Source organism: Stenotrophomonas sp. GQ19 (assembly GCF_059758695.1).
Genome location: NZ_JCAXES010000011.1, coordinates 85025 through 111304 on the forward strand (window position 1 = coordinate 85025; position 26280 = coordinate 111304).

30 protein-coding genes are annotated in these 26280 nt (G+C 68.9%); 14 read left to right on the forward strand and 16 right to left on the reverse strand.

Annotated elements, in window-relative coordinates; translation table 11 throughout:
• The first annotated feature begins 292 nt into the window (after positions 1-292).
• The 9 genes from mdcA (at position 293) to AC6CHL_RS18155 (ending at position 8560) form a co-directional block, all read left to right on the forward strand.
• The gene (gene mdcA / locus AC6CHL_RS18115; protein WP_498295637.1) at positions 293-1936 is read left to right on the forward strand and encodes a malonate decarboxylase subunit alpha; all 1644 of its coding nucleotides are present in this window, start codon (positions 293-295) and stop codon (positions 1934-1936) included.
• Between the two features lie 11 nt (positions 1937-1947).
• Positions 1948-2268 (forward strand): malonate decarboxylase acyl carrier protein, encoded by a 321-nt coding sequence (mdcC, locus tag AC6CHL_RS18120; RefSeq protein ID WP_038689767.1) that lies wholly within the window; start codon positions 1948-1950, stop codon positions 2266-2268.
• Positions 2265-3173, forward strand: coding sequence for a biotin-independent malonate decarboxylase subunit beta (locus AC6CHL_RS18125; RefSeq protein WP_498295638.1), 909 nt, complete (start codon positions 2265-2267; stop codon positions 3171-3173). The genes mdcC and AC6CHL_RS18125 overlap by 4 nt, the downstream gene beginning before the upstream one ends.
• A 2-nt stretch (positions 3174-3175) precedes the next feature.
• Positions 3176-3880 (forward strand): biotin-independent malonate decarboxylase subunit gamma, encoded by a 705-nt coding sequence (gene mdcE / locus AC6CHL_RS18130; protein ID WP_498295729.1) that lies wholly within the window; start codon positions 3176-3178, stop codon positions 3878-3880.
• Positions 3873-4523, forward strand: a complete 651-nt coding sequence (gene mdcG / locus AC6CHL_RS18135) for a malonate decarboxylase holo-[acyl-carrier-protein] synthase (RefSeq protein WP_498295639.1) — start codon at positions 3873-3875, stop codon at positions 4521-4523. The genes mdcE and mdcG overlap by 8 nt, the downstream gene beginning before the upstream one ends.
• Positions 4520-5377: a triphosphoribosyl-dephospho-CoA synthase MdcB gene (gene mdcB, locus AC6CHL_RS18140; protein ID WP_498295640.1), complete on the forward strand. Its 858-nt coding sequence runs from the start codon at positions 4520-4522 to the stop codon at positions 5375-5377. Before mdcG ends, mdcB begins: the two co-directional genes overlap by 4 nt.
• On the forward strand, positions 5374-6294 hold the full coding sequence (mdcH, locus tag AC6CHL_RS18145) for a malonate decarboxylase subunit epsilon (protein WP_498295642.1): 921 nt from the start codon (positions 5374-5376) through the stop codon (positions 6292-6294). Before mdcB ends, mdcH begins: the two co-directional genes overlap by 4 nt.
• 86 nt (positions 6295-6380) lie before the next feature.
• Positions 6381-7748 (forward strand): SLC13 family permease, encoded by a 1368-nt coding sequence (locus tag AC6CHL_RS18150; protein WP_038689777.1) that lies wholly within the window; start codon positions 6381-6383, stop codon positions 7746-7748.
• Between the two features lie 92 nt (positions 7749-7840).
• Positions 7841-8560, forward strand: coding sequence for a GntR family transcriptional regulator (locus AC6CHL_RS18155; protein ID WP_038689779.1), 720 nt, complete (start codon positions 7841-7843; stop codon positions 8558-8560).
• A 275-nt stretch (positions 8561-8835) separates the two neighbouring features.
• Here the strand turns inward: AC6CHL_RS18155 and AC6CHL_RS18160 are convergent, their stop codons facing one another.
• From AC6CHL_RS18160 to AC6CHL_RS18185, 6 genes are all read right to left on the reverse strand, one after another.
• Positions 8836-10074 carry an MFS transporter gene (locus AC6CHL_RS18160; RefSeq protein ID WP_038692427.1) on the reverse strand — a complete coding sequence of 413 codons (1239 nt, stop codon included), beginning with the start codon at positions 10072-10074 and terminating at the stop codon, positions 8836-8838.
• Between the two features lie 204 nt (positions 10075-10278).
• Positions 10279-10950, reverse strand: a complete 672-nt coding sequence (locus AC6CHL_RS18165) for a class I SAM-dependent methyltransferase (protein WP_038689782.1) — start codon at positions 10948-10950, stop codon at positions 10279-10281.
• A gap of 195 nt (positions 10951-11145) precedes the next feature.
• Positions 11146-11874, reverse strand: a complete 729-nt coding sequence (locus tag AC6CHL_RS18170) for a DNA-formamidopyrimidine glycosylase family protein (protein ID WP_498295645.1) — start codon at positions 11872-11874, stop codon at positions 11146-11148.
• Positions 11867-12607 (reverse strand): DUF72 domain-containing protein, encoded by a 741-nt coding sequence (locus AC6CHL_RS18175; protein ID WP_498295647.1) that lies wholly within the window; start codon positions 12605-12607, stop codon positions 11867-11869. Before AC6CHL_RS18175 ends, AC6CHL_RS18170 begins: the two co-directional genes overlap by 8 nt.
• An 11-nt stretch (positions 12608-12618) precedes the next feature.
• Positions 12619-13053, reverse strand: coding sequence for a pyridoxamine 5'-phosphate oxidase family protein (locus AC6CHL_RS18180; RefSeq protein WP_038689788.1), 435 nt, complete (start codon positions 13051-13053; stop codon positions 12619-12621).
• 99 nt (positions 13054-13152) lie between these two features.
• The gene (locus AC6CHL_RS18185) at positions 13153-13596 is read right to left on the reverse strand and encodes a hypothetical protein (protein WP_498295649.1); all 444 of its coding nucleotides are present in this window, start codon (positions 13594-13596) and stop codon (positions 13153-13155) included.
• Positions 13597-14010: 414 nt separating this feature from the next.
• Here AC6CHL_RS18185 and AC6CHL_RS18190 point away from each other — a divergent pair, with 414 nt between their 5' ends.
• Both AC6CHL_RS18190 and AC6CHL_RS18195 read left to right on the forward strand, forming a co-directional pair.
• Entirely contained in the window at positions 14011-14325 is a 315-nt protein-coding gene (locus tag AC6CHL_RS18190) for a metalloregulator ArsR/SmtB family transcription factor (protein WP_016922200.1), read from the forward strand.
• 30 nt (positions 14326-14355) lie between these two features.
• A complete protein-coding gene (locus tag AC6CHL_RS18195; RefSeq protein WP_498295651.1) occupies positions 14356-15765 on the forward strand; it encodes a DUF2867 domain-containing protein in 1410 nt (469 codons plus the stop codon).
• A 10-nt stretch (positions 15766-15775) separates the two neighbouring features.
• On the opposite strand, the gene AC6CHL_RS18200 is transcribed toward AC6CHL_RS18195, so the two are convergent.
• The 6 genes from AC6CHL_RS18200 to AC6CHL_RS18225 all read right to left on the reverse strand — a co-directional run bounded on the left by AC6CHL_RS18200 (position 15776) and on the right by AC6CHL_RS18225 (position 20095).
• Complete coding sequence (locus tag AC6CHL_RS18200) at positions 15776-16189, reverse strand: hypothetical protein (protein ID WP_038689800.1); 414 nt, start codon at positions 16187-16189, stop codon at positions 15776-15778.
• 2 nt (positions 16190-16191) lie between these two features.
• Positions 16192-17124 carry an alpha/beta hydrolase gene (locus AC6CHL_RS18205; RefSeq protein ID WP_447596201.1) on the reverse strand — a complete coding sequence of 311 codons (933 nt, stop codon included), beginning with the start codon at positions 17122-17124 and terminating at the stop codon, positions 16192-16194.
• A 27-nt stretch (positions 17125-17151) separates the two neighbouring features.
• A complete protein-coding gene (locus AC6CHL_RS18210) occupies positions 17152-18345 on the reverse strand; it encodes a metallophosphoesterase (RefSeq protein ID WP_498295653.1) in 1194 nt (397 codons plus the stop codon).
• Positions 18346-18491: 146 nt separating this feature from the next.
• Entirely contained in the window at positions 18492-19010 is a 519-nt protein-coding gene (locus AC6CHL_RS18215) for a DUF1801 domain-containing protein (RefSeq protein ID WP_498295655.1), read from the reverse strand.
• A gap of 54 nt (positions 19011-19064) precedes the next feature.
• Positions 19065-19514, reverse strand: coding sequence for a DUF1801 domain-containing protein (locus AC6CHL_RS18220; protein ID WP_498295657.1), 450 nt, complete (start codon positions 19512-19514; stop codon positions 19065-19067).
• Between the two features lie 74 nt (positions 19515-19588).
• A complete protein-coding gene (locus tag AC6CHL_RS18225) occupies positions 19589-20095 on the reverse strand; it encodes a GNAT family N-acetyltransferase (RefSeq protein ID WP_498295658.1) in 507 nt (168 codons plus the stop codon).
• Between the two features lie 165 nt (positions 20096-20260).
• Between AC6CHL_RS18225 and AC6CHL_RS18230 the strand changes: the two genes are divergently transcribed.
• Positions 20261-20830, forward strand: a complete 570-nt coding sequence (locus AC6CHL_RS18230) for a TetR/AcrR family transcriptional regulator (protein ID WP_498295660.1) — start codon at positions 20261-20263, stop codon at positions 20828-20830.
• 112 nt (positions 20831-20942) lie between these two features.
• Entirely contained in the window at positions 20943-22004 is a 1062-nt protein-coding gene (locus AC6CHL_RS18235) for an MBL fold metallo-hydrolase (protein WP_137190002.1), read from the forward strand.
• On the opposite strand, the gene AC6CHL_RS18240 is transcribed toward AC6CHL_RS18235, so the two are convergent.
• A complete protein-coding gene (locus AC6CHL_RS18240; protein WP_159496031.1) occupies positions 22005-22220 on the reverse strand; it encodes a hypothetical protein in 216 nt (71 codons plus the stop codon).
• A gap of 151 nt (positions 22221-22371) precedes the next feature.
• On the opposite strand from AC6CHL_RS18240, the gene AC6CHL_RS18245 reads away from it, so the two are divergent.
• The gene (locus tag AC6CHL_RS18245) at positions 22372-24351 is read left to right on the forward strand and encodes a hypothetical protein (RefSeq protein WP_498295661.1); all 1980 of its coding nucleotides are present in this window, start codon (positions 22372-22374) and stop codon (positions 24349-24351) included.
• Between the two features lie 27 nt (positions 24352-24378).
• On the opposite strand, the gene AC6CHL_RS18250 is transcribed toward AC6CHL_RS18245, so the two are convergent.
• The 3 genes from AC6CHL_RS18250 to AC6CHL_RS18260 all read right to left on the reverse strand — a co-directional run bounded on the left by AC6CHL_RS18250 (position 24379) and on the right by AC6CHL_RS18260 (position 26196).
• A complete protein-coding gene (locus tag AC6CHL_RS18250; RefSeq protein WP_498295663.1) occupies positions 24379-25404 on the reverse strand; it encodes an AI-2E family transporter in 1026 nt (341 codons plus the stop codon).
• A 130-nt stretch (positions 25405-25534) separates the two neighbouring features.
• A complete protein-coding gene (locus AC6CHL_RS18255) occupies positions 25535-25822 on the reverse strand; it encodes a hypothetical protein (RefSeq protein ID WP_498295665.1) in 288 nt (95 codons plus the stop codon).
• Positions 25819-26196 carry a hypothetical protein gene (locus tag AC6CHL_RS18260; RefSeq protein ID WP_498295667.1) on the reverse strand — a complete coding sequence of 126 codons (378 nt, stop codon included), beginning with the start codon at positions 26194-26196 and terminating at the stop codon, positions 25819-25821. The genes AC6CHL_RS18255 and AC6CHL_RS18260 overlap by 4 nt, the downstream gene beginning before the upstream one ends.
• Between the last annotated feature and the right edge of the window lie 84 nt (positions 26197-26280).

A 26280-nucleotide genomic window follows, 5' to 3' on the forward strand; every position in this document is an offset into this window, starting at 1 on the left:
ACTACCCGCACCACCCGCGTAGAGCCGGGCTCTGCCCGGTTGCCGGCCAGCGGCCGGCACTACCCGGACCACGCACGTAGAGCCGGGCTCTGCCCGGCTGCGGACCACACACGTAGAGCCGGGCTCTGCCCGGCTGCGGACACCGGCCGGGCAGAGCCCGGCGCTACGGCGTGCCACGCCATCAACCTGAACAGGCCCGCCGCTCGGCGGGCCTTTTTTTTGCTGCGCTGCGGGTTGCGCACGGCTCCATAATTATGGCGTAATTATCTCAACGCCAATCGGAAGTCCGTCGATGAACCCGAGCTGGGACACACTGGAGCGCGGCCGCCAGGTGCGGCTGGAACGCGCCGCGCCATGGGCCAGGGGCCGTGAGGTGGCGGCCGGCGATGTCGCCGCGCTGCTGCATGCCCTGCTCGAACCGGGCGACAAGGTCTGCCTGGAGGGCAACAACCAGAAGCAGGCCGACTTCCTCGCCCAGGCCCTGGCCGACCTCGACCCGGCGCGGGTGCACGACCTGCACATGGTGCAGTCGGTGCTGTCGCTGCCCGCGCACCTGGACGTGTTCGAGCGCGGCATCGCCTCGAAGCTGGATTTCTCCTTCTCCGGGCCGCAGTCGGTGCGGCTGGCCAACCTGGTCGCCGAAGGGCGCATCCAGATCGGCGCCATCCACACTTACCTGGAACTGTTCGGCCGCTACTTCATCGACCTCACCCCGCGGGTGGCGCTGGTGGCCGCGCAGGCGGCGGACCGGCACGGCAATCTCTACACCGGCCCGAATACCGAAGACACCCCGGTGATCGTCGAAGCGACCGCCTTCGGGGGCGGCATCGTCATCGCGCAGGTCAACGAGATCGTCGATACCCTGCCCCGCGTCGACATCCCCGCCGACTGGGTCAACTTCGTGGTGCAGGCGCCGCGCCCGAACCACATCGAACCGCTGTTCACCCGCGACCCGGCACAGATCTCCGAGATCCAGGTGCTGATGGCGATGATGGCCATCAAGGGCATCTACGCCGAGTACGGGGTCAACCGCCTCAACCATGGCATCGGCTTCGACACGGCGGCGATCGAACTGCTGCTGCCCACCTATGCCGAATCGCTGGGGCTGAAGGGCAGGATCTGCCAGCACTGGGCGCTCAATCCGCACCCGGCGCTGATCCCGGCCATCGAGTCGGGCTTCGTCAAATCGGTGCATTCGTTCGGCTCCGAACTGGGCATGGAGAAGTACATCGCTGCGCGCGGCGATGTGTTCTTCACCGGTGCCGATGGGTCGATGCGTTCCAACCGCGCGTTCTCGCAGACCGCCGGCCTGTATGCCTGCGACATGTTCATCGGCTCCACGTTGCAGATCGACCTGCAGGGCAACAGTTCCACCGCCACCCGCGACCGTATCGCCGGCTTCGGTGGCGCGCCCAACATGGGCTCGGATGCACGCGGTCGCCGCCATGCCAGCGATGCCTGGCTCAAGGCCGGCCAGCAGGCCGCACGCCCTGGCGACATGCCGCGCGGGCGCAAGCTGGTGGTGCAGATGGTGGAAACCTTCCGCGAGCACATGGCGCCGGCGTTCGTCGATCGCCTGGATGCGTGGGAGCTGGCCGAACGCGCCGCGATGCCCCTGCCGCCGGTGATGATCTACGGCGACGACGTGAGCCACGTGCTCACCGAAGAAGGCATCGCCAATCTGCTGTTGTGCCGCACCCCCGAAGAGCGCGAACAGGCCATCCGTGGCGTGGCCGGTTACACCGCGGTGGGCCTGGGCCGCGACCGCGCCATGGTCGAGAACCTGCGCGACCGCGGCGTGATCCAACGCCCCGACGACCTGGGCATCAACGTACGCGATGCCAGCCGCGACCTGCTGGCCGCGCGCTCGGTGAAAGACCTGGTGCGCTGGTCCGGCGGCCTGTACGACCCGCCCAAGCGCTTCCGCAACTGGTAAGGGACAGGCCCATGGAAACCCTCACATATCGATTCGACGGCACCACCGCCGTGCGCTTTCCCACCGAGGCGGTACTGGTCGGCGTGCTGGCGTCGGGCAACCTCGAAGTGCTGCTGGAACCGGCCGCGCTGGACGGCGCGATGGCGGTCCACATCGTCACCGCCGCCAAGGGCTTCGGCACCATCTGGGCCGCGGTGATCGGCGACTTCGCACAGCGCCATCCGCTGCGTGACGTGCAGGTATCGATCAACGATGCCGGCGCCACCCCGGCCGTGGTCAGCCTGCGCCTGGACCAGGCGGTGCAGACCCTGCGCAGTGGAGCCCAGCCATGAGCATCGCCCACCGCCACAGCTATTACGAAGCCGATGCGCGCGAGCGCATCGCCGGCCTGCTCGATGCAGGCTCGTTCAAGGAACTGCTGGGCCCGGCCCGGCGCGCGATGAGCCCGCACCTGGCGCAGCTGGACCAGCCCGCCGCGTTCGACGACGGCATCGTGGTGGGCGAAGGCCTGCTGCGCGGCAAGCACGTGCTGGTGGCCGCACAGCAAGGCCACTTCATGGGCGGCGGCGTGGGCGAGGTGCACGGCGCCAAGCTCACCGGCCTGCTGCGCCGTGCCGCCGAACAGCGCCCCGACGGCGTGCTGCTGCTGCTGGATACCGGCGGCGTGCGACTGCACGAAGCCAATGCCGGGCTGATCGCCATTTCCGAGATCATGCGCGCCACCCTGGCCGCGCGTGCCGCCGGGGTGCCGGTGGTTGCCCTGATCGGCAGCGGCAACGGCGCATTCGGCGGCATGGGCATCGTGGCGCGCTGCTGCACCACGGTGATCATGTCCGAAGAGGGGCGTTTGTCGCTGTCCGGGCCGGAGGTGATCGAAACGGTGCGGGGCGTGGAAGAGTTCGACGCCCGCGACCGCGCCCTGGTGTGGCGCGTCACCGGCGGCAAGCACCGCTACCTGATCGACCAGGCCCAGGTGCTGGTGACCGATGCGATCAACGCCTTCGCGCAGGCCGCCTTCGATGCACTGGTGCCCGATACCGACAGCACCGACACCGATGCGGCACTGGCCGCCTTGCAGGCCCGCCATGCCGCATTGCAGGCACGGGTGCAGGCCTGGGGCGGCTGCCGGGATGGGCTGGACATCTGGGCGTTGCAGGGCATTGCCGATCCGCAGCAGCTGCCGCTGCTGGAAACCGACGCCTTCCTTGCCGCCACCGCCGCCCGGAGACTGCCATGAGCATGCCCTTGAACACGCTGCTGGATGCGCTGTTCCCGCGCGGGCACGCCGTCGCGGTGAACGATGCGGTGCTGACCGGCAGCGCCAGCACCGACGAGGGCGAGGTGACCGTGATCGGCACCACCGACAAGCTTGAGGTCGGCGTGGACCATGCGCTCACCTTGGCCGCCGCCGTGCTCGCCAGCACCGCCGCCCATCCCCGGCGGCCGATCGTGATGCTGGTCGACACCGCCGGCCAGCGCCTGGCCCGCCGCGATGAACTGCTGGGCATCAACGGCTACTTCGCCCACCTGGCGCAGACGCTGGACCTGGCCCGCCGCCGCGGCGCGCCGCTGGTCACCCTGGTGTACGGCGAATCGGTGAGCGGTGGGTTCCTGTCCTTCGGCCTGATGGCCGACCACATCCACGCCCTTCCCGACGCGCAGGTGCGGGTGATGGACCTGCGCGCCATGGCGCGCGTCACCAAACAACCCCTGGAAAAGCTGCAGGCGCTGAGCCAGAGCTCACCGGTGTTCGCGCCCGGCGTGGAGAACTACGTGGCCATGGGCGCGGTGCACACGGTGTGGGAGCACGACCTGGCCCAGGCCCTGCTGGAGGCACTGCGCACGCCGGCCGACGGGGATCGCCGCGCGGTCCTCGGCGCGCAACGCGGCGGTCGTACCCTGGCCGCGTCGGTCGCTGCGGCGGTGGTGGCCGGCGATGCCTGAGCAGCCTGCCCGCCACACGCTGGTGTGGATGTCCGCGCAGGCCCACTGGCGCGCCGACGTGCCCGCACAGGACCCGCGCCTGGCCACCTGGTTCGCCCAGGGCTGGCCGGCGGTGGTGGCGCGCCGCGCCGCCGACGATCCCGATCCGCGCGTGCGCCTGGGCGTGCCGCTGCCGCCGAACGAAGGCAAGCAGCGGCTGGCGTTGCGCGTGCCGCTGCAGGACATCGCGCGGCAGCAGCCGCCGCTGGCGTTGCACGCGCTGATCGCCCGCCCCGACCGCCTGATCAGCGCCGAGTGGTACATGGCGCTGCAGGGACTGGACGCGATCGCACCGGCACGGGTGTTTGGCGCGTTTGCCTGGCAGGCCCTCACCGGGCTGCCCTATGTGCACGCCCAGTCGGACATTGATCTGCTGTGGCAGGTGCACACGCCGGAAGTGGCCGACCGCCTGGTGCAGCGGCTGCAGGCGTGGGAAGTGCGCGAGGGTCGGCGCGTGGATGGCGAGCTGTGCCTGCCCGGCGGCGCGGCGGTGAACTGGCGCGAGTATGCCGGCAGCGCGCGGGAGGTGCTGGTCAAGCGCATCGACGGCGCCATGCTGGCCCCGCGCGACACCTTGTTCGTGCCCTCCGGTGTTGCCGCATGAACGCCGTGGTACAGGCGCATCCCCCGGCGGCTGCACAGGTCGACTGCGCGCGCCTGGGACGGCTGGCCATCGTCAGCCTGCACGCCGAACTGGCCTGCGCGCCCAAGCCGGGGCTGGTGACGCCGTTCGACTGCGGCAGCCACACCGACATGGATGCCGGCAGCTTCCTGCGCAGCCTGTTCGCGCTGCGCCACTATTTCCGCCACGTGGCCCAGGCCGGCGCTGACAGCGCTCCCTTCTCCGTGTTGCGCGGCCATGGCATCGCCGCCGAAGCGGCGATGCTGCGCGCCACCGGCGGCATCAATACCCATCGCGGCGCGATCTTCAGCCTGGGCCTGCTGGTGTCCGCGGCGGCCGCCTGCCGGCGCGAGCGCCGCGGCGTGATCACCGCCGACGCCGTGTGCGTGGCGGTGCAGCGCTGGGCGCGGGCGCTGGCCGTGGCCCCGCTGGATCCAAACAGCCCCGGCCAACGCGCACGTGCACAGCACGGCATCGCCGGGGTCCGTGAGCAGGCCATCGCCGGCTATCCGCTGCTGCGTGACATCGGCGTGCCCGTGCTGCGGAACGCGCTGGCGGCCGGGCTGCCGCGTGAGGCCGCGCTGTGCCACACCTTGATGCACCTGCTGGCCCACACCGATGACCTCAACCTGCTGCATCGCGGCGGTGCGCAGGGACTGGCGTGGGCACGTGCGCAGGCGGCGAGCTTCATCGCCGACGGCGGCGCCTTTGCACCGCACTGGCGTATCCGCCTGCAGCAGCTTGGCGATGCCTTCGTGGCGCGCCGGCTCAGCCCCGGTGGCAGCGCAGATCTGCTGGCCTGCAGCTGGTTCCTGCTGCAGCAGGAGCGCGTATGAGCCTGGCCCTGCTCTGCCCCGGCCAAGGTGCGCAGCATCCGGCGATGTTCGACCGGGTGCGCGACCTGCCCGCCGCATGCGAGGTGCTCGACACCGCCTCCGCACTGCTGGGCCGCGATGTCACCGCAGCGGCGGCGGCAGACGATCGGTTCGACAACGCGGTGGCCCAGCCGCTGCTCTGCGCGGCCAGCCTGGCGCACTGGCAGGGCCTGCGCGAGCGGTTGCCGCCGCCTGCGCTGGTGGCCGGCTACAGCATCGGTGAACTGGCGGCGCAGTCGATTGCCGGCAGCTTCAGTGCGGCCACCTGCCTGGCGCTGGCGTCCCAACGCGCGCAGCTGATGGATGCCGCCAGCCCGCCCGACGCGGGCATGCAGGCGGTGCTGGGCCTGCCGCGTGCCGCTGTCCAGGCGCTGTGCGAGACACACGGCGCGTACATCGCCATTGCCAACGGCGCTGATCATTTCATCCTGGGCGGGCGTCTGCTCGCGCTGCATGCGCTGGCCGCTGCCGCCGTGCAGCAGGGTGCCGACGTGCGCGTGCTGCCGGTGCATGTGCCGGCCCATACCCCGCTGCTGGCCAGCGCCGCGGACGGCTTCGCCCAGGTACTCGCGCAGGCGCCCTTGCAGGCGCCGCAGCTGCAGGTACTGGCGGGCATCGATGCACGTCCGGTGCGCACGCGTGCCGCGTTGGAACACAGTCTGGCCGCGCAACTGGCGCAGACCATCGAGTGGGCGCAGCTGATGCGCCAGGCATTCGAGCGCGGCGCGCGGGTGTTCCTGCAGCTGGGTCCCGGCACGGCGCTGGCGCGCATGGTGGCCAGCGCGTACCCGTGCTGCGAAGTGCGCGCGGTGGAAGAGTTCCAGCAGCTGGAGGGCGCGGCGGCGTGGGTACATGCCGCGCTGGGCCGGCAGCAATGAAGGTGGGAGTTGCCTGTAGCACGCCGTAACCCGGGATGGCGGGTTTCCATCCTTGCTGTATGCGAGTCAAGTGTCTGGGAGGGCGCATGAGTCCACAAGTCGCAACGATCATCGGCCTGGTGATCATGTTCATCGTCGCCACCGCCTTGCCGATCAACATGGGTGCGGTCGCGTTTGCATTGGCCTTCATCATCGGCGGTGTGTTCGTCGGCATGGAAGGCAAAGAGGTGCTGGGCGGATTCCCCGGGGACCTGTTCCTGACCCTGGTCGGCATCACCTACCTGTTCTCCATCGCCCAGAAGAACGGCACCATCGACCTGCTGGTGCATTGGGCGGTCCGTGCGGTGCGTGGGCGCATCGTGGCCATTCCGTGGGTGATGTTCGTGGTGACCGCTGTGCTCACCGCATTCGGTGCGCTGGGACCGGCCGCGGTGGCAATCATCGGTCCGGTGGCGCTGCGGTTTGCCAAGCAGTACAAGATCAATCCGCTGCTGATGGGCCTGCTGGTCATCCATGGCGCGCAGGCCGGCGGTTTCTCGCCGATCAGCGTGTACGGCAGCATCACCAACGGCGTGGTGCAGAAGGCCGGGCTGGAAGTGACCGAGATGGCGGTGTTCCTGACCAGCCTGGGCTTCAACTTCATGATGGCCACGATCTGCTTCTTCGCTTTCGGCGGCGTGGCGCTGCTGCGGCGCGGTGCGGTGTCGGTGGGCGGTGGCGTGGGTACGGCCGAGCTGGCGATGGCCGGCGGGCCGCAGGCGTCGTCGCGGCAGTTCGCGATCGAAGGCCACGGTGCGCTGGTGTCGGCCGGTGGCGGCACGCTGTCCAACGACCCCGATGCACTGGAGGCGGTGGGCATCACCCGCGAGCGTGTGTTCACCCTGATCGGCCTGCTCGGGCTGGGCGTGGCCGCGCTGATCTACAACCTCAACGTTGGCCTGGTGTCGATCACCGTTGCGGTGGCGCTGGCGCTGCTGTCGCCGAAGAGCCAGAAGGGCGCGGTGGACGGCATCAGCTGGTCCACGGTGCTGCTGATCTGCGGCGTGGTCACATACATCGGCGTGCTGCAGGAAGCCGGCGCGGTCGACTTCATCGGCAACGGCGTATCGCAGATCGGCATTCCGCTGCTGGGCGCGCTGCTGGTCTGCTACGTGGGCGGCATCGTCTCGGCGTTCGCCTCGTCGGCGGCCGTGCTGGGCGCCACCATCCCGCTGGCGGTGCCGTTCCTGATGCAGGGGCACCTGGGCGCGGCGGGCGTGATCTGCGCGCTGGCGGTCTCCTCGACCATCGTGGATGTCAGCCCGTTCTCGACCAACGGTGCGCTGGTGGTGGCCTCGGCCGCCAAGGAAGAGCGTGAATCGCTGTTCCGCCAGTTCCTCATCTACAGCGGCCTGGTGGTCGCCTTCGGCCCGCTGCTGGCCTGGCTGGTGTTCGTGGTGCCGGGCTGGATGTAAGGGCACGTGCTGTCGCCCCCTGACTCAGGGGGCTTTCCGCCCGGAAGCATGCTGTCAGGGCCGGTCAACGAACGGAGGGATTACAATTCCGCATGGCCATTGCTCCCGCACCACGCTCGACCAAGAAACGCGCCCCGCTGTACGAAGAGGTGGCCGAGCACGTGCGCGAGCGCATCTACGACTACCGCCTGCCCCCGGGCGAGTGGATCGACGAGCCGGCGCTGTGCGAGGAGCTGGGCATCAGCCGCACTCCCCTGCGCGAGGCGCTGAAGCTGCTGGCCGCCGAAGGCCTGGTGCAGATCGATGCCGGGCGTGGGTGCCGGGTGACCCGGTTGACCCTGGAAGACCTGAACCAGCTGTTCCCGGTGATGGCGATGCTGGAAGGCCGCTGCGCCCACGAGGCCGTCAAACATATCGACGATGCGGGCGTGCAACTGCTGGAAGAGCTGCATGCAGCCATGGAGGCCGCGGCCGCCGAGGGCAACATTGCCGAGTACTACCGCAACAACTACCGCATCCACGAGACCGTGCAGCACTACGCCGGCAACCCGTGGCTGATCCGCATCACCCATGACCTGCACCGCATCCTGAAGATGCACCGCGGCCGCCAGCTGCTGGCACCGGGTCGCACCGCGCAATCACTGGCCGAACACCGTGAATTGCTGGCGTGCTTCCGTGAGCGCGATGCCGAGGCGGCCGAACGCACCATGGAACGCCACCTGCTCAGCCAGGGCCAGGCGCTGGCCGCCTACGTCGCCTCGGGCGGCCTGCTGAACGTGCCCGCGCCGTTGCCCACCGAGGGTGGGACCTGACCCCCCGGTAGTGCCGGCCGCTGGCCGGCTCCCCGCAGACCCGCCTCCCCGGTAGTGCCGGCCGCTGGCCGGCTCCTCGCAGACCCGCCTCCCCGGTAGTGCCGGCCGCTGGCCGGCTCCTCACGATCCAACATGGTGCAGAGCCGGCCAGCGGCCGGCACTACCAGTGCGCGCGATGTTCGGGGGTGCGCGCGATGTTCCGGGGTGCGCGCGATGTTCCGAGGTGCGCGCGATGTTCCAGGGTGCATTGCGGTGTACCGACCAACGGTCGGTACCTACTCGGGTGTGCGCGGCGGACGGGTTTCGCGCAGGGTCCACATCACCGGCAACACCAGCAGCGCCACCACGGCGATCATCGCGCCGGGCACGGCGGCCCAGCCGGTGTGGCGCACCAGCAGCTCGGCCAGCAGCGGGGTGGCGCCGCCGAAGAACGCGGTGGCCATGGTGACCCCCAGCGCCAAACCGCTGAGGCGGCCTTCGCCGGGAAACTGTTCGGCGGTGGCCGGTGCAGCCACCGCGCTCACGCCACCGGCCAGACAGGCCAGCACCACCGCCGCGCCGCCAATCAACCAGGTATTACCCCCGGCCATCAGGCTGAACATGCTCAACGGCAGCAACGCCGACAACAGCGCCAGGGCGATCAATACCGGTCGCCGCCCGATCCGATCAGACAATGCGCCGGCCAGCGGGGTCACCACGATCACCGCCACCGCGGCCACCGTGGACAGCCACAGCGCCTCCGATTCCCCCACCTCACCGGCCGATCCCAGGAAGGCCGGCACGTAGGTGATGCCCACGTAATAGGTGATCGAACCGAGTGCGGAGATCGCGAAGGTGCGGGCCACCGCGCCCCGGTGGTAGCGCCAGGTGTCGCGGATCGGCGAGGTGGGCACGGTGCCGGCCGCCTGCTGCCGCTCGAACTCGGGCGATTCGTGCATGGTCGAGCGTGCCAGCAGGATCGCCCCGGCCAACGCCGCGCCGACGAAGAACGGAATGCGCCAGCCCCACCCGTCCAGCTGCGCGGTGCTCAACACCGCCACGGTCAACGCCGACAGCGCCACCGCCAGCAGCGCGCCGACCTCACTGGCCGCCGAGGCCAACGAGGTGACCAGGCCGCGCCGGCGGGCGGGCGCGGTCTCCAGCAGGTAGGCCACCACGCCGGTGTATTCGCCGCCTACCGAAAACGCCATCAGGCAGCGCAGCAGCAACAGCAGCACCCCGGCGCTGGCGCCGATGCTGTCGAAGGTGGGCAGCAGCGCGGTGGCCAGCATCGCCAGGGTCATCAGCAGCATCGAGGCCAACAGCATGTAGCGCCGCCCGAAGCGGTCGCCGAGGTGGCCAAAGCACAGCGCGCCCAGTGGGCGCATCAGGTAGGACACCGCAAACCCCGCCAGCGTGGCCAGCAGGGCGTTGTCGCCGCCGCCAAAAAACACCCGCGACAGAACCGTGGCCAGGTACAGGTACAAGGTGAAGTCGTACCACTCCACCACGGTCGACAACCCGGCCACGATCATCGAACGGGTACGCGCCGGTGCCGGCGACGGCGCGCTCACCGGCACCGCCAACGCGCGGGTGCGCTGTCGACACGACAGCGGGACAGACTCAACGGCATCACGACTCCCACCTGCACTGGAATGCCGCCGAGCCTACGATATGCGACCGCGCAGCAGGCTCACGCAGTCACCACATCGCGACCGCGCAGAAGCCGCCGGATTGCCTCACGCCGCCTGGGAGGCCGCCTCGCGCGTGTAGCGCAGCAGCCGCCCGCGCCCCGGCGCATCGCCTTCGTCATCAAACAAGCCGTAGGCCTCGTCCACGGTGTAGCCCTGCGCGGCCATGGCACGCGAGAACGACCCCACGTTGCCGCGCCCCGGATCGGTGAGCAGCAGTTCGGCGGTGGGCCGTGCGTGGCGCTCCATCATGCGGGCGATCTGCAGCGCGTGGCCGCGCTCGTACAGCACGTCGCTGCCGATGATCAGATCGAAGCGACCGAGTGTCGTATCTGGCAGTTCCCACGGCAGATCGCGGTAGTGCAGCGCGGGCAGGTCATTGAGCCCGGCGTTGTAGGCCAGGAACGATTCGGCCAGCGGATGGTGGTCGCTCGCCACCACGTCGGCGCCGCGATGGGCCAGCACCAGGCTGGCCAGACCGAGCCCGCAGCCCAGTTCCAGCACGCGTTTGCCGGCCACGTCGAAGCTGTGCATCGTTTCGGCCAGCACGCGACCGGCCGGCCAGATCTGGCCGAACAGGCTCCACAACGAGGAATGGATGCCGGCGCGCTGGGCGCGACCGGTGGGATCGGCGAACTGTTGCAGATCACTGAGCGCGCGGATACGGAAGTCGTGACCCCCGACCGGGATGGTGAGAATGCGGGTGGTATAGCCCGGCATGTGCGCTCCGTTGGACACGGGGAGCACGGCGGCCCTGTTGGACGCCGTACCCGGAAAATGGAGCGAAGCGGGCGGTCAGGTGCGGACCGCGCAGGACGCGCGTAATGGCGTGTGACGCAGCCATCCTACAGCAGCCTGCCCACCGGCAGTTTCACCCGTCTGATGCCTTCTACGGCGGCCCATACGCCCGTTGTGTCAGTACTCCACCTGGCAGTTGGGGCAGAAGAAGGTCCGCCGCTTGCTGCGCCCCGGGTAGGTCTTGGATAGCGGCCCGCCACAGCACGGACACGTCCGTCTGGTGTGCACCTGCCAGTGCTGGCGCAGCGTGCCGGCCTTCTTCCAGGCCAGGAAGGCCTCGCTGTAGGTGCGCGCGTCGGCGATCACCTTGCCCAACGTGCGCGGCGGGATGCTGCCCACCGTCGATTCTGGATGCACGCGGGTGCGGAACATCACTTCGTTCTTGATGATGTTGCCGACCCCGGCAAAGAGCGCCTGGTCCAGCAGCGCATCGCAGATCAGGGTGTCCGGCTGCTGCTTGAGCCGGCGCCGGGCCAGGCGCGGATCCCAGTCCGGCGAGAGCACGTCGCCACGCCAGTCGTAGGTGTCCTCCAGCGGCCCTTCGATGTACTTCAGCGACGAGGCGTAGATATTCAATTCGCCGTTGTCGAACTGCAGCGACACGCGCGGCGGTGAGGGCTTGCGTTCGTCGATGCGGTAGCTGCCGAACATCAGCATGTGCACGCGCAGGCTGAAGCCGCTGAACTGGATCAGAAAATGCTTGCCCCAGCTGCGCAGCGCCAGCACCCGCCGCCCTTCCATGCGGGTGAGGTCCAGGCTGCTGTTGCCCAGTGCGCGGCGCACGGTCTTGCCGCGGAACTTGGCGGTGGCTTCGCGCAGAATGACGATGGAGGGACCTTCAGGCATGCGTGGCGATCTCCTTCAGGCGCAGGGCATTGGCGATCGCATAGCCATGGGCGGTGTTGTCGAAGATCACCCACGGTGCCTGCGCCTGCCCGGGCTGCTGCACGACCTGTGTCGCCAGTTGGGCCAATGCGGCATCGGAGTAATCGCTGTAATACATGCGCGGCGAACCGTGCCAGCGCCAGTAGTGCCATCCCCGCGCGCCACCCGGAAGCGCGCCGGCGGCAACGCGCGCCGGATCCACTGCGGCCCGGGAAATCGCGTGCCGCTGCAACAGCGCATCGGCCTGCGTGCTGAACCAGCTGGCATGACGGGGCTCGCAGACCACGGGCGCCGGGGTGCGTCGACGCAGCGCGCGGAAAAAGCTCCCGGCGCGGCGCGTGTCCAGTACCAGCGATGGCGGCAACTGCAGCAGCAAGGCGCCCAGCGTGCGCCCCAGTCCGCCCACCTCGTCGAGGAAGCGGTCCAGCAATGGGCCGACGCCGACCAGCCCGGAATCGTGCGAGATGGTCCGGGGCAACTTTACCGAGAAGCGAAAGTTGGCCGGTACGGTGGCCGCCCAGCGCGCGTAGGTCGTGCGTTGGTGCGGCCGGTAGAACGAGGAGTTGATCTCCACCACGTCGAAGCGCGTGGCATAGCGCGCCAGCAGGCTGTCGCCGGGCCCGAAGTGCGTGGCGTAGCGGCTGGGGATCGACCAGCCGGCACACCCGATCTTCGGCATACGCGACGCGGCCATGCGGGCCTCCTTCAGCGCAGAATTTCGCCCTGGTCTTCCCCATCCCAGTAGTGGATGCGCGCCGCAGCCACCTGGATCAGGACCAGCCCAGGACTGTCCACGCCCTGCTCGAACCAGCGCTCCAGGTCTTTCACCCAGTGCTGCTGCATCACCGCCTTGTCACGGATCAGGGTCGCCCTGCCCTGCACTGCCACGAACAGCGGCGGCTTGCCCAGCAGCGACTTGCTGCCGGTGAAGCTCAGCGCCACCTTCGGGTCGTGCGTGATCTCGCGGACCATGTCGGTGTCTTCGGTGGTGAAGAACCAGCTGTCGCCGTCATAGTCCACATCACCGTTGTTGCTCATCGGCCGCGCCGCGATCTCGCCGCTGTCGGCATGGGTCTGCAGCATGGTGAAGTCGATGTTGGCCATCTTCTTGGCCAGTTCGGGCAGGGTCAGCGTGGTCATGGCGGATCCGGGTTGGGGACAGGGTGCCAGCGTCGGCGCGCCACGGTGACCGCGCCGTGCACGGTTCCTGTCATACCCTTCACGCGCGGGCGCGGGCGCTCAGTTCCGGAGCAAGGCGAGAATGGCCTGACGCTCCTCCGGTGAGCGCTGGAAACCGATCGGATACACCGGCGCATGCTGCGGGCCGACCAGCAGAAAGATGCCGCGTGATCCCACCAGTTCTTCCTGCATCGTGCCCAGACGGTAGTGCCACATCTTCCATAGCGGCACGGTCACCGCAACGGGTATGGCACCGTCGCGCGGCGACAATACTTCACTGATCTCCAGCTGCAGGCGCATCTGGTTGGATTCGCCGGGACCGGTACGCGCGTCAGGGGCAAGGACGGGCACTCCACGCGCATTGACCATGTCCACCGCGCGGATGGTGGCCACCACGATGTGATCCGACTCTGCGACCATCTCCTCCAGGGACTTCGGCACTATGGAGGTCGCCGAGGCTGGAAATGCGCACAGTGCGATGATCAGGCTCCACAGGTATTTCATGTCTGATTCCTGGTTGGACGAGGATCGGGAGAGAACGCCTGCGCTACATTCACCGGGCAGGCGACGCACAACGCCAGGCCGAGAACCGCAGGGCATCACGCCATTGGCCTGCGCACGCACCTCTTCGCGCATGCGTCGGGCTGATTATGCGCGAATGGTCCCACAGCCACGCATGGCGTGGCCCTACCGGGGGCGCGCGTCGATGAACACGGGTTGGAGTGGAACCACAGGTCCTGCCACGGGTCTTCGCCCTTGAGGTCGGCCAGCGAGGTAGGCACGCCCGTGTTGCTGCCGCGGGCGCGCACAAGACTCCGCTGGCAGGGACAGGTAACGCCCAGGTCGCGCTTGAAAAGGCGCTTGACATCAGTGCGCTGGCGGAACACCATCAGTTAACGAATTAGTTAATTACCACCCATGGACCGCATCTTCGAAGCCCTCGCCTCCACCGCACGCCGGCAGATCCTGGCCTACCTCAATGGCGGCGAGTTGAGCGCGGGCGAGCTGGGCGAGCGCTTCGATTTCAGCAAGCCGGCGCTGTCCAGCCACCTGCGCATCCTGGAAGACGCCGGGCTGATCGAGCGCGAGAAGCGCGGCCAGTTCGTGTATTTCCGGCAGGTGCCCGACACGCTGGCCAATACCCTGTTCGCGTGGGCCGCCGAGGTCTGTCCGGTGGGCGGCCCGCTGCAGCGAGAAAGCCGCGCCCGTGCCCGCCGCAAACCCACCGCGTGAGCTGAGCGACCCAACGACAAGGAGATCGGCATGCTGGACACCGCCCACGTGAGTCGTTCGTTTCCCAGCATCAGCCTGCCCTCCTGCGGCGATGGCAGCCCGGTTGAGGTGGCGTTGATCGCCCAGCTTGGGATCGGTGCCGGCGATGCGCTGCTGCGCGATGCGGGCCTGCGCCAGGCGCAGCATCCGCGCTTCGTCGACGCATTGGATGAACCCTCTGCGCGACTGGGCGGCATGCACCTGGCGCACGGCGATGCCTCGTCGCTGTACTCGTTCTCGGTAGGCCGCAAGGGGCATCCGTTCCATCGCCATGCCGGCCCGCGCATGTTCACCGCCATTGCCGGCAGCGGCGGCGCCCAGCTGCGTTTTTCCACCGTGTCCGATGCACAGCTGCAGCAGGACCCGGCCGCCTTCGTGCGCGCCCTGCGCTGCATCGACGTGCCGCCCGACTGCCTGTTCACCGTGCGCTTCGGCAGCGGTACCTGGCACCAGTTCGTGTCGCGTCATCCCCGGCACCCGGCGCTGTTCGCGCTGTCCTGCCATGCCGATGAGCGCAGTGGCGCATTGAGCGAGGCGCAACGTGCGCGCATCGATGCAGGCGCCGCCGACATTCCTTCGCTGACCGACACCCTGCCGCCGGCGTTGCAGCAGCTGCTTGACCAGACCGACCTGGACCAGCTTCCGCGGGTGACGCTGTCGCTGCGCGCACCGGCCGCGTCGGTGCTGGCCCGCTGGTGCGCCGGCAGCCGCAACCTGGTCGGCCGGGTGCGCAGCAGCCTGGCATGGTTGCGCCCTGCCCATGGCTACATCGGGCAGCGCGCGGCATGCGGCAGGCTGGCCACGCAACCTGCAGCGCCGGCCGATTCACTGCTGCAGCAGGCGTTGCCGCAGGGCTTCGACCACCAGGATTACACCTGTCTCACCCTGCCCGCCCACAGCCTCGGCGGGCACTCGGCGCGTGCGCTGCTGGAAGCGGTGCTGGAGGGATTCGTCCGCAACCCACCGCCGGGCGTGGGCCGGCTGATGGCCCTGCGCAATGTGCTGGTGACCCCCTTGCGGCTGCGCACCTCGCCGCTGGGCTGCCCGGTGTCCTCGCTGCTGTCCGACGGACCCGGCGAGCGTTTCGCCGGTCGCTTCCCGGTGCATGCCCAGGCCACCGACGCCGCCGATCGCAGCGCCGAAGTCCTGCTCGGTGCCGACGACCGCCACCTGCAGTTCCGCTCGTGCGTGCGCGTGCAGGTGCTCGACGATGGTGCGGCGGTGATCGCATTGGGCACCCGGGTGCGCACGCTCAACGCGTTCGGCCGCCTGTACATGGCGGCGATCAACCGGGTGCACCGCCGCCACGTCAGCCCGGCGATGCTGCGCATGGCCGTGGCACACGCGCTGGCACCGGAACTGGCTACCGCGATATCGCTGCAGGACACCGCCCTGGCCTGATCGGGTGGGCTCAGCGCTGGTGATCCGCGAGCCGTGCGACCTGCGCGGCCAGGTCGCCCGCTGCCCACTGGCCGAAGCGGGCCAGCGGAATGTCCGCCATGCCGCGGCGCGTGCCTTCCTGGAAGGCCGGATCAGGCTGACCGCAGTGCGGGCAATGCAGTTCCACCGACCAGGACGAGCCTGCGGGGGGATCGGCCAACGCGGCCAGCACCGGCCACAGCGCGGTGTCCTGATCGTCCGCGAGCAACGCGGCGACCTGCGCCGGCACCGCGCTGAAGCCGTCCACGATCGCGTGCTGGCGTCCGTCCACACTGCACAGCATCAGCGCGCCGTACACCGCATCGCCCAGGCTGGGATGGGCAAACGCCTCACCGCAGTGGCTGCAGCGGGCATCAAACAACGGCACGGTGCGCACGGTCTGCATGCTCAGCCGCCGTTGTACGGTCCGGTGCCCGGGTAAACCTGCAGCAGCGCGCGGGTCAGCGTGCTGGGGTACACGGTGAGGTGGTCTTCGGCCGGGACCACCCGGTTGTCCACCTGCAAGCCTTGATAGCCGCGCTGGCGCAGGCGATCGGCGAAGGCCTGCGTATCGCGCACCATGTCGTTGCGCGGGCCATCTACCGTATCGGGCGTGGGCGTCTCTTCACTACCGATCGCCAGCAGTACCCGGGCCGGCAGTGCGCGGTGCTGCTGCGCGTAGTCCTGTTCAAGGCGGTCGATATAGTGCCCGTCGAACCACAGCGAGGGGCTGGACAGGATGTAGGTCTGGAACATCTGCGGGCGTGTGAGCAGCACATAGGTGCCGAACAGACCCCCGTAGGAATGCCCGGCGAAACTGCGCCGTGCCGGATCGGTGCGGTAGCGCGCGTCCACCGCGGGCAACACGTGCGTGGCCAGGAAATCGCGGTAGTGCGCGGCACCGCCGTAGACCACGTCGTTGCTGTAGTCGTCGTCGGCAGTGCGCTGCGGCTGGGTGGGCGTGTAGTCGCGCGAGCGGCTCTGCTTGGAGGTCAGCCCCTGCTGCGGCGGCAGCCCGACCAGGATGAAATCTTCCAGGTTGGCGCCGCCCTGCCCCACCAGGTTGCGCACGCTGCGCACCAGCGGAAAGCTGTACAGCGCGTCGGTGACGAACAGCACCGGGTAGCGCCGCTCCGGGTGCTGCGCGTAACTGGCCGGCAGCGCCACCCAGATCGGGTAGTCGCGCCCGGCCGGATCATGCACGCTCCAGCTCTCGGTATCGGGCAGGACCACGCCTGCCGCCGGCACCGCCGCCGCAGGTGCACTGCGCAGCGCATCGCCGTGCAGCGCACAGCCACCGGTGGTGGCCAGCACCATCATCGTTCCCAGCACGTTGCGCATTGCTTTCATCCGCGTTCTTCCGCCGTATCAGCGCGCAAGCGTCGCAATTCCCTGCGGGCTTGCCAAGCCGGGGCGTTCAGCTGCGGTGCGGCCGGCCGCGCCCTGGCGCAGCGTAATCAGCGTGATCTCCGACGGTACGCCGATGCGCGCCGCGAATCCGGCCCACAAACCGGCGCCGTTGCTGACATACAGGGTCATGCCGTCCACCGTGTAGCGCCCGGACACGTAGCCACCGTTGGCGTGCTTGACCAGCTGGTCCATGCCCAGGATGTGACCGCCGTGGGTATGCCCGGACAACTGCAGTGCAACGCCGTGCGCGGCGTTCGCGCGCGCCGCACCCGGGCGGTGGTCGAGCAGGATCACCGGGGCGCGCGGATCGGCGCCGGCCAGTGCGGCGGCCAGGTTCGGCATGGGCAGGCCATAGCGCACGGCCACCGGGTCGGTGACACCGGCAATGGTCAGCACGGCGCCGTCGCGGCGGACCTCGGTGTGGGAGTTCTCCAGCACCTGCATGCCCTGCGCGCGGAACGCCTGCATCCAGTCGGCGTACTGCGCGTAGTACTCGTGGTTGCCGGTGATGGCGATGACACCATCAGGGGCGCGCAGCCCGGCCAGCGGGGCAAAGTCGGCGGCACGTGCCGCCACCGTGCCGTCGATCAGGTCACCGGTGATCACCACCAGGTCCGGCGACAGCGCATTGCTGTTGGCCACCACCTGGGCCACCCAGCCACCGGTGAGCAGGCGGCTGGCGTGGATGTCGGTGAGCTGCAGCACGCGGTAGCCGTCGAACTGTGCCGGCAGGCCATCGAGGGTCACCTCGATCTGCCGCGTCTGCGGCACGGCCATACCCTGCCAGATGCCATAGGCCGATACCACCAGTGCAGCGCCCATCGCGGCTGGCCGCAGCCATGGGGTGCGCAGTGCGGCGGTGGCACGGGGGCGGCGCAACAGGCGCGCGCCCAGCAGCAGGATATCCAGCAGCAGTACCGCCAGCGCGCCGATCAGCAGCGCGGTGAAGCCGGTGGCCAGCACCGCGATGACCGGCTTGGGAAGTTCCGGCGAGGCCATGGTGCCGGCGAACCGGGCCACGATGCGGTGATGCAGGGCCAGCGACACCACCAGCAATCCAAGCGGGCCGCGCAGCGACAGCGACACCCGCAACGGCCACACCACACGCCACACCACGTACAGCGCAAGCAACACACCAACAACACTCAGCACAGGCAGATCCAGTTTCAATGGGGGAGAGCCGACATCGCCGCTACACGGCGACAAGGCAGCCCCCATCTTTGCCGAATCCGCCGGTGGCTGCCACCGCGCCACTGTCATGTGGGCCGCGATGCGCCTCGCGACCGGCGTGCGACCCCCTATCGCCGCGGAGTGCGTGACCTGCTGGTGGGCGCCGCTGCACGCGTGTCCGCTGGCGTCTTTATTGCGGCACGTCTGCGCGCTGACGGCGTTTTCGCTGTCGTGGCCGCCACGTTCGCTGCCACCGCCGCACGGATCAACGCCTTCAAGGCCGTCGCGTTGATGGTCTCGCCTTCATGCAGATCGATCGCCCGGCGCGTGGTGCCCGTCAGGCTCGCGTTGAACAGCCCGGCCGGGTCCGCCAGTGCGGCGCCCTTGGCGAAGGTCATCTTGACCGCGCGCGCATAGATTTCGGCGGTGCACAGGATGCCGTCGTGCTCCCAGACCGGCACGCCGCGCCACTTCACCGTTTCCACCACGGCCGGGTCGGCCTGCTGGATGATGCGGCGCACGCGTGCCAGAGTGGTGCCGCGCCAGTCGTCGAGGCCGGCAGTCTTCGCGTCGATCCGCTGCGCGGCCGAAGGACCCTCCGGGTCGGCCGATGCGCTCGGGGTAACGCTGGAGGTGGCCGTGGTCATGGGAATGTCCTGGCAGGGATGACGGTTGGAAGACACCACCGGCACGCGGGCCGGTTACATGCGCTCGCCGGGCAGGCGGCTGGCCTGGCGGACCCAGGCGCTGAACTGTGCCTCATCCAACGGCACCGTTTCGCGGATATGCAGGTAGCGCGTGTCCTGGCTCTTCGACGGCTCCGGCGGCACCGGTTTCAGCGCGGTGCCGCGGAAGAAGGCCACCTTGATGTACCCGGTGAAGCAATGCAGGCTCAGGAACCAGCCGTCATCGTCGGCGGCATACAGCGGTGAATTCCACTTCACCGCCTTGCGCACGCCCGGCACCGCCGCGCTGATCAGGGCATCCAGGCGTTCACCCACGGCGCGTTTCCAGCCGGGCATCGCCGCGATGTAGGCCTGCACGGGCGCGTCGCCCTCGCCTTTGGCAATCTGCGGATTGCCGCCGGCCAACAGGCGCGGCGCGGCGTTGGCGGGCGGGGTGGTGGCAGACGGTGTCGATCGCGTTGGCATGGTGGACGCCTTCCGGAAGCAGACCAGAACCGCCTTATAGACCCCAGCGCATGGGATGGCAACGCGGGCAGGGCTCAGCGCGCGTAGCGGTACACCCGATCGTGCGGATCGCTGCGCGGGGCGCCGGCATCCAGCGTTCCGCCCAGCCGCTGGGCCACCCGCGCCGAACCGGGGTTGTCAGCCCCCACGTAGCTGACCAACGTGGCCACGCCCAACGTGCCGAAGGCCCAGTCGCGCATGGCCTGCGCCGCCTCGGTGGCATAGCCGCGCCCCTCGTGGCCGGCATACAGCAGCCAGCCCAGCTCCTTTTCCGGAAACAGCGGGCCGTCGTTGATGCCGATCTGCCCCAGGCAGGTGCCGGTGTCGGCGTGCTCGATCATCAGCGCACCGTGGCCGAAGAAGTGCCAGCAGGCCTGGTCATGGCAGAACATGCCCCACGCCGCGCGCAGGTCGAACGGACCGCCCAGCCCGCTTGCGCGCGGCGACGCCAGGAACGCGGCATACGCGGGAAAATCGGCGATGGCCTGCGCGCGCAGCAGCAGGCGCGGGGTGCGCAAGGTGATCGGGGCGGCGGGCGCCATTTCAGGGTCCCAAGGTGAACAGGCCGGCATGGTCACGCGGGGGCCACCGGCCGATCAAGCTCCCGGACCGGCGTGGCTGAACAAAACCCGCCAGCGCGGCCGCCAGCACTTGCGCCGGGAAGGTCGCGCGCCTATAAATGAGCAAGCACTCATTTACTCAATCCCATGGCCCGCCCGCTCAGCGAACAGAAACGCGACGCTATCCTCGACGCTACCGCCAAACTGGTGGCCGCGCAGGGCATTGGCGCGTCCACGGCGCAGATCGCACGGGCGGCCAAGGTGGCCGAAGGCACGGTGTTCACCTACTTCGAGACCAAGGACGCGCTGCTCAACGCGCTGTTCGTGCGTCTGGAAACCCGGCTGGCCATGGTGCTCGGCGCGGACTTCCCGGACCAGGCCGACGCCCGCGACCTGGTGCTGCATGCCTGGAATGCGTTGATCGCATGGGGCTCGACCTACCCCATCGATCGCATGGCGCTGCGCCAGCTCAAGGTGTCCGAGCGCATCAGCGCGCACACCCGCAGCGAATGCGCGGGCCTGTTCGGCAGCATGCTGCAGGCGCTGGAAACCAGCCTGGCCAGCCACATCGATCCCGAACGGCTGCCGTTCTACCTGGGCCGGGTGCTGATCAACCTGCTGGAAACCACGCTGGAGGCGATGGCGGCCGACCCCGCACACGCCGCCACGCTGCAGCAGGCCGGGTTCGACATGTTCTGGAAAGGCATCCAACGATGAACCCGTTTTTTCCTCCATTAAATGAGTGCGTACACACTCATAAACCAGAAGGCACCGCATGAGAACCCTCCCCCTGCTTGCCCTTGCCTTCTCCCTCACCGTACTTATCGGGATGACCCTGACCGTGCCTATCGCCCCCAATGACCAGTCGCCGCAGATGCACGACGGCCACTTCACCAACGTTGCCCCCAAGCCCAAGGAAACCGTGACCGGTACGCTCAAGCTGCTGTGGGAATTCCTGTTCGACCGCCCCGCAGGCACCACGCCACCCGCGCCCCCACCGGTGCGCGCGATCACCGCCGCCGAGCTGGCCAGTGCCCCCGAGCACAGCCTGTACCGGTTGGGCCATTCGACCCTGCTGGTGAAGCTGCGCGGCGGTTGGTGGCTGACCGACCCGGTGTTCTCCAAGCGTGCCTCGCCGGTGCAGTGGATGGGCCCCAAGCGCTTCCACGCCCCGCCGATCGCGCTGCACGACCTGCCGCCCATCCGTGGCGTGCTGCTCTCGCACGACCACTACGACCACCTCGACCGCGCCACCATCAAGTACCTGGCCAGCCGCGCCGATGTGTTCCTGACCCCGCTGGGCGTGGGCGACCGGCTGATCGCCTGGGGCGTGCCGCGCGACCGCGTGCGCCAGCTGGACTGGTGGCAGGAAACCGAGGTGGACGGCGTGCGCTTCGCGGCCACCCCTGCCCAGCACTTCTCCGGCCGCGGGCTGCGCGACGGCAACCGCACGCTGTGGGCGTCGTGGGTGATCCTGGATGACGGCCTGCGCCTGTTCTTCAGCGGCGACACCGGCTACTTCGACGGCTTCCGCCAGATTGGCGAGCGCTACGGGCCGTTCGACGTCACCTTCATCGAAACCGGTGCCTACGACGCCAAGTGGCCGTTCGTGCACATGCAGCCCGAGCAGACCGTGCAGGCCCACCAGGACCTGCGGGGCCGCTGGCTGCTGCCGATCCACAACGGCACCTTCGACCTGGCCCTGCACCAGTGGGACGAGCCGTTTGAACGGGTCAGCGCCCTGGCGCGGCAGCGCGCCATTCCGCTGGCAACGCCGGGCATGGGCGAACGCCTGGACCTGGACGCCCCGCAGCCCGGCACGCCGTGGTGGCGCCAGGTGAAGGCCGAACAGGACGCGCGCCGGATCACCCCGGTGGGCAGCGCGATGTGATCAGCGCAGGCCGACCACCGCAATGATGACCACCGCGATGCACCAGGTGATCGCCGTGCACAGGCGCACCTGCTGCACGGTCAGGGGTTCGGTGAACAGGTCGACCAGGTCGAAGCTGAGCAGCGAAAACAGCCCCTGCACGCGCTCGGCGCCGCCCAGGAAGACGATCCAGAAACTCACCGCAGTGATGGCCAGCAACAGCAGGAAGAACAACATGGACAGGTCCTTGATCCGGGTGATGCTGGAAGGGGCACGGCGACCCGGGCAGGTGCCGGGCACTGCCGCAGCATAAGCCAACGCACCCCGGTTGCACGCGCAGCCGGGGTGCATCTGCTACCGTGCCGGCAGCCGTCCGACTGCCCCTGCAATGCCCCTGCCGACCCAACCCGTGTATTTCCTGCCGCTGAGCGAAACAGCGCTTGCCGCGTTCCTTGATGTGGGGCAGATCCCGGCCAGCGCGCTGGAGCGTGCCGGCCTGTTCGCCGCAGCGCTGTGCCAGGGGCGCGCCCATCACAGCGCCGCGCTGACCCGCCTGATCGACCAGGCCTGCGCGCTGTTTGCCGCGCAGCCCGACGATGCCGATGCCCAGTTCAAGGCCGTGGCCGCCGGCATGCCTGGCCAGCTCAACGACGCGTTGCAGGCGTTGGCCGCACAGAGCGTGGTGCTGGGCCCGGACGCGGTGGTGGCCGAGTTCTGCCGGATGTCGCCGACGGACTACCCGGTCGACCCGTTCCAGGCGGCCTGCCGCACGACCCTGGAGCCGCACACCATCCGTTTCTATACCGACGCCGCCGGTGAAGAACCCGACGACGTCGGAATCGATAGTGCGCAGGCACCGGCCTATGTCGAGCGCACCCACGATTACACCGCCGAGCAGGCCCGTGCACTGCGCGCGATCGTGGCCAACGATGACGAACACATCGACCTGGACGCCTATGCAGGCGCGGGCAAGACCCACCTGATCCTGCAGCTGCTGGACAGCGCGACCCGGCGTTACACCTACATCGCGCCACGCCCCAGCCAGGTGCAGGCATTCCGGCGCCGGCTGAGTGGCGCGCTGCCGATCGAGATCCTGTCGCAGATCAGCTTCGCCAACCAGATCGCCGGCGCCGCGTTCCGCCAGGGCATTCTGGGCACCGCGTTCCGCCCGACCTTCCAGATCAGCAAGGCCTCGTTCCGGGATATCGCCCAGCGCATCGGCCTGCAGCCGATCGGCAACCATGCCCCCACCAGCGTGCTGCGCGTGGCCTTCGACGGCATCGCCGCATGGTGCCGCTCCCCCGCCGAGCGGCTGGAGCCGCGCCACTTCGCCCGCGCGTTGCCGTGGGCGATGATCGATGCCGGCCCCTACATCGCCGCCGCCGAGCACGTGTGGCGCTGCATGTTCGACCCGGCCGTGCAGAAGACCCCCCTGCTCAGCCTCAACGTCGACCACATCGGCAAGTGGCTGGCGCTCCATCGCGCGCGCATTCCGACGCTGTGGGGCACGCTGCTGATCGATGAAGGCCACGACATGAGCCCGGCCTGGAAAGGCCTGCTGTCCGGCTACGAAGGGTCGGTGATCAGCCTGGGCGACCCCAATCAGCGCCTGGTGGGACGTGCGCCGCGCTTTGCCACCGGCATGAAGCTGGAGATCGCCCAGTCCGTGCGCCAGGGTCGGCTGGTGGAGCAACTGGTCAACGAGACCGTGGCGCTGGACGCCACCGGCTTCTTCGACGGGCCGTTCGAAGGCTCGGCCGACCAGCCCACGCTGACCCGAACCTACACCCGCTGGGACGAGGTTCCCGGCAACGGTGCGCGCGTCTACGGCAACCCATGGCGGCTGCTGGAAGAAGCCCAGCGCCTGGCTGCCGCCGGCATCCCGTTCGGCATCCACCCCGACACGCTGACCAGCGTGGGCCGCGAGGTGAACCGCGGCGAAGAGGCCTACCGCGAAATGACCTCGCATGGCGGCAGCAGCCAGCGCTGGGAAGCGCTGCTGGCCGAATGCAACGAGCAGGACATGCCGCAGATCCCACGCATGTTCATGCGCGGCTACAACCGCGACCGCTTCATCGAACTGGGCCAGCGCCTGGCCGAGTTCCACGACGCCACGCTGCAACTGCTGCTGGTGGAGCATGCCAAGAACACCGAGTTCGCGGTGGTGGCGATGTCGATGTGCTGCTTCCGCACCGGTTTCGGCCGGGGCTACGCGCACAACCCGGTGCGTGCGGCGTACACGGCGATGACGCGCGGCACCCAGCAGCTGTGGCTGCCGGCCGGGGCGCTGGACGAACTGGGCCAGAGCATCGCCCGCTTCCAGGCCAACCGCACCGACTACCGCCGCAGCAAAATCACCCGGCGGTAGCGCCGCCCAGGGTTTGCGCGGTCGCGCTCAGATCCAGCGCTGGTCCAGCAGTTCGCGCTTGATGTACGCATAGAACACCGGCGCGGCCACCAACCCGGGCAACCCGAACGCCGCCTCCATCACCAGCATCGCCAGCAGCAGCTCCCAGGCCCGTGCCTGGATCTCGCCGCCGACGATGCGCGCGTTGAGGAAGTACTCCAGCTTGTGGATCACCACCAGGTACAGCAGCGCGACCACGGCCACGTAGAACGACACCGACAGCGCCACGATGGTGATGACGGTGTTGGAGATGATGTTGCCCACCACCGGCAACAGACCGGCCAGGAAGGTGATCAGCACCAAGGTCTTGGACAGGGGCACGTGCACCCCGAAAAGCGGCAGCACGCCGAGCAGGAAGATCGCGGTGAACAATGTGTTGAGCAGGGAAATCTTCACCTGCGCGAACACCACCTGGCGGAACGCAGTAGCCAGCCGCGAGGTGCGGCCGATCAGTTCCTGCGCCAGCGGCCCCATCTTCGGCAGCGGCAGTTCGTCGTACAGCGCGATCATCGCGCCCAGCACCATGCCGATCAGCACCCGCACGCTCACCTGCACCACCGACGTGCCGGCCACGCCCAACTGGCGCTGGTGCTCGGCGGCCCAGTCGTTCAGTGCCGCGCGCAGCGCCGTCAGGTCTTCCGGAATATAGGGCTGCAGCAGCGCCGGCACCTGGTGGCGCGAGGTATTGAGAATGTCCATCAGGCGCGCCAGCAGCACGTCCGGGCCGCCGGTCTCGTTGCGGAAGAACGCCGCCACGCCGATGCCGGCCAACACCAGCACGCCGATGATCACCGCCGCCAGCACGATCACCGCGATGGCCCGCGCCCGCCCCGGCCGCAGCCGCCCTTCCACCACCGATGCCAGCACGTGGGTCAGCTGGAACACCAGCAGGCCCGACAGCAGCGTCACCACCAGGCCCAGCTTCAACGCCAGCCACATGCCCAGCAGCATCAGCAACCAGGCGGCGATGCGGGCGGTGGGGGGCCTGGGTAACGTGGGGATCACAAGGGACATGGGGGAGCATCCGGCGGGGTCGGCCCATGGTAGTGGATGCCGATGGCAGGGCGGGTGACCCGCACGTGACCCACCACCCGGCATGCGCAGCGCGCTTGCCCGCCGGCGGCCAAGGCTACCTGCGAGGTGGTCACCCGGTGCGCTTTTTCCGTCGTTGGCCGACCAGCGCGATTGCACCGCCGATCGCCAGGTAGAACAGGCCTATCAACACCCGACCCGCAGGCTGCACAACGAACATCACCTCGCTGTCGGCACGGAAGAAAGGTGCGCCGATCCACGCCGCGAGCGGAAGGTGGTACAGCTGATGGAGCGCAAACAACGCCAGGTGGTCCGCCCGCGCCAGTAGCCACGGCAGGGCGATCCAACCCAGCAGCAGGCTCCATCCAAGCGCAGCGCTGCGTCGCTTCAGGCTACTCACGGTCGCGCCCGGTTGCGGTTGCGAAGGAATACCCCGAGGCACGCGCCCGCGATACCGGCGAGCACCGATGCGGCAATGTTCACTGCGTTCACCGAAAGAATTTCCAAGACCCAACCGCCGCCGGTGGATGTATTCAGGTGGTAGATCGCCGATGCCCAGAAGGCCGCGTACGTCACGCCGACCACCACGGCGAAACCATAGCGCCTGGAAATCAAGCCTGCCGCCACTGCGAACAGCAGTCCGGATTCGCACGAGACGATGTCCGCCACGCCGAATTCGAACCGGCCCTTGGCCACTATCGCAATCTGCAGAAAATACGCGGCCGCCAGTGACAGGGCCAGCAGGGTCAGGAAAGCAGCAACCTGTCGTGCCATCGCTCTGCGCTCCTCTCCATGGGATTGCACACCGTTCCGTAGTGGCTGTTCGAGTGATCTTATCGTGCTGCCCCCGCCCCACGG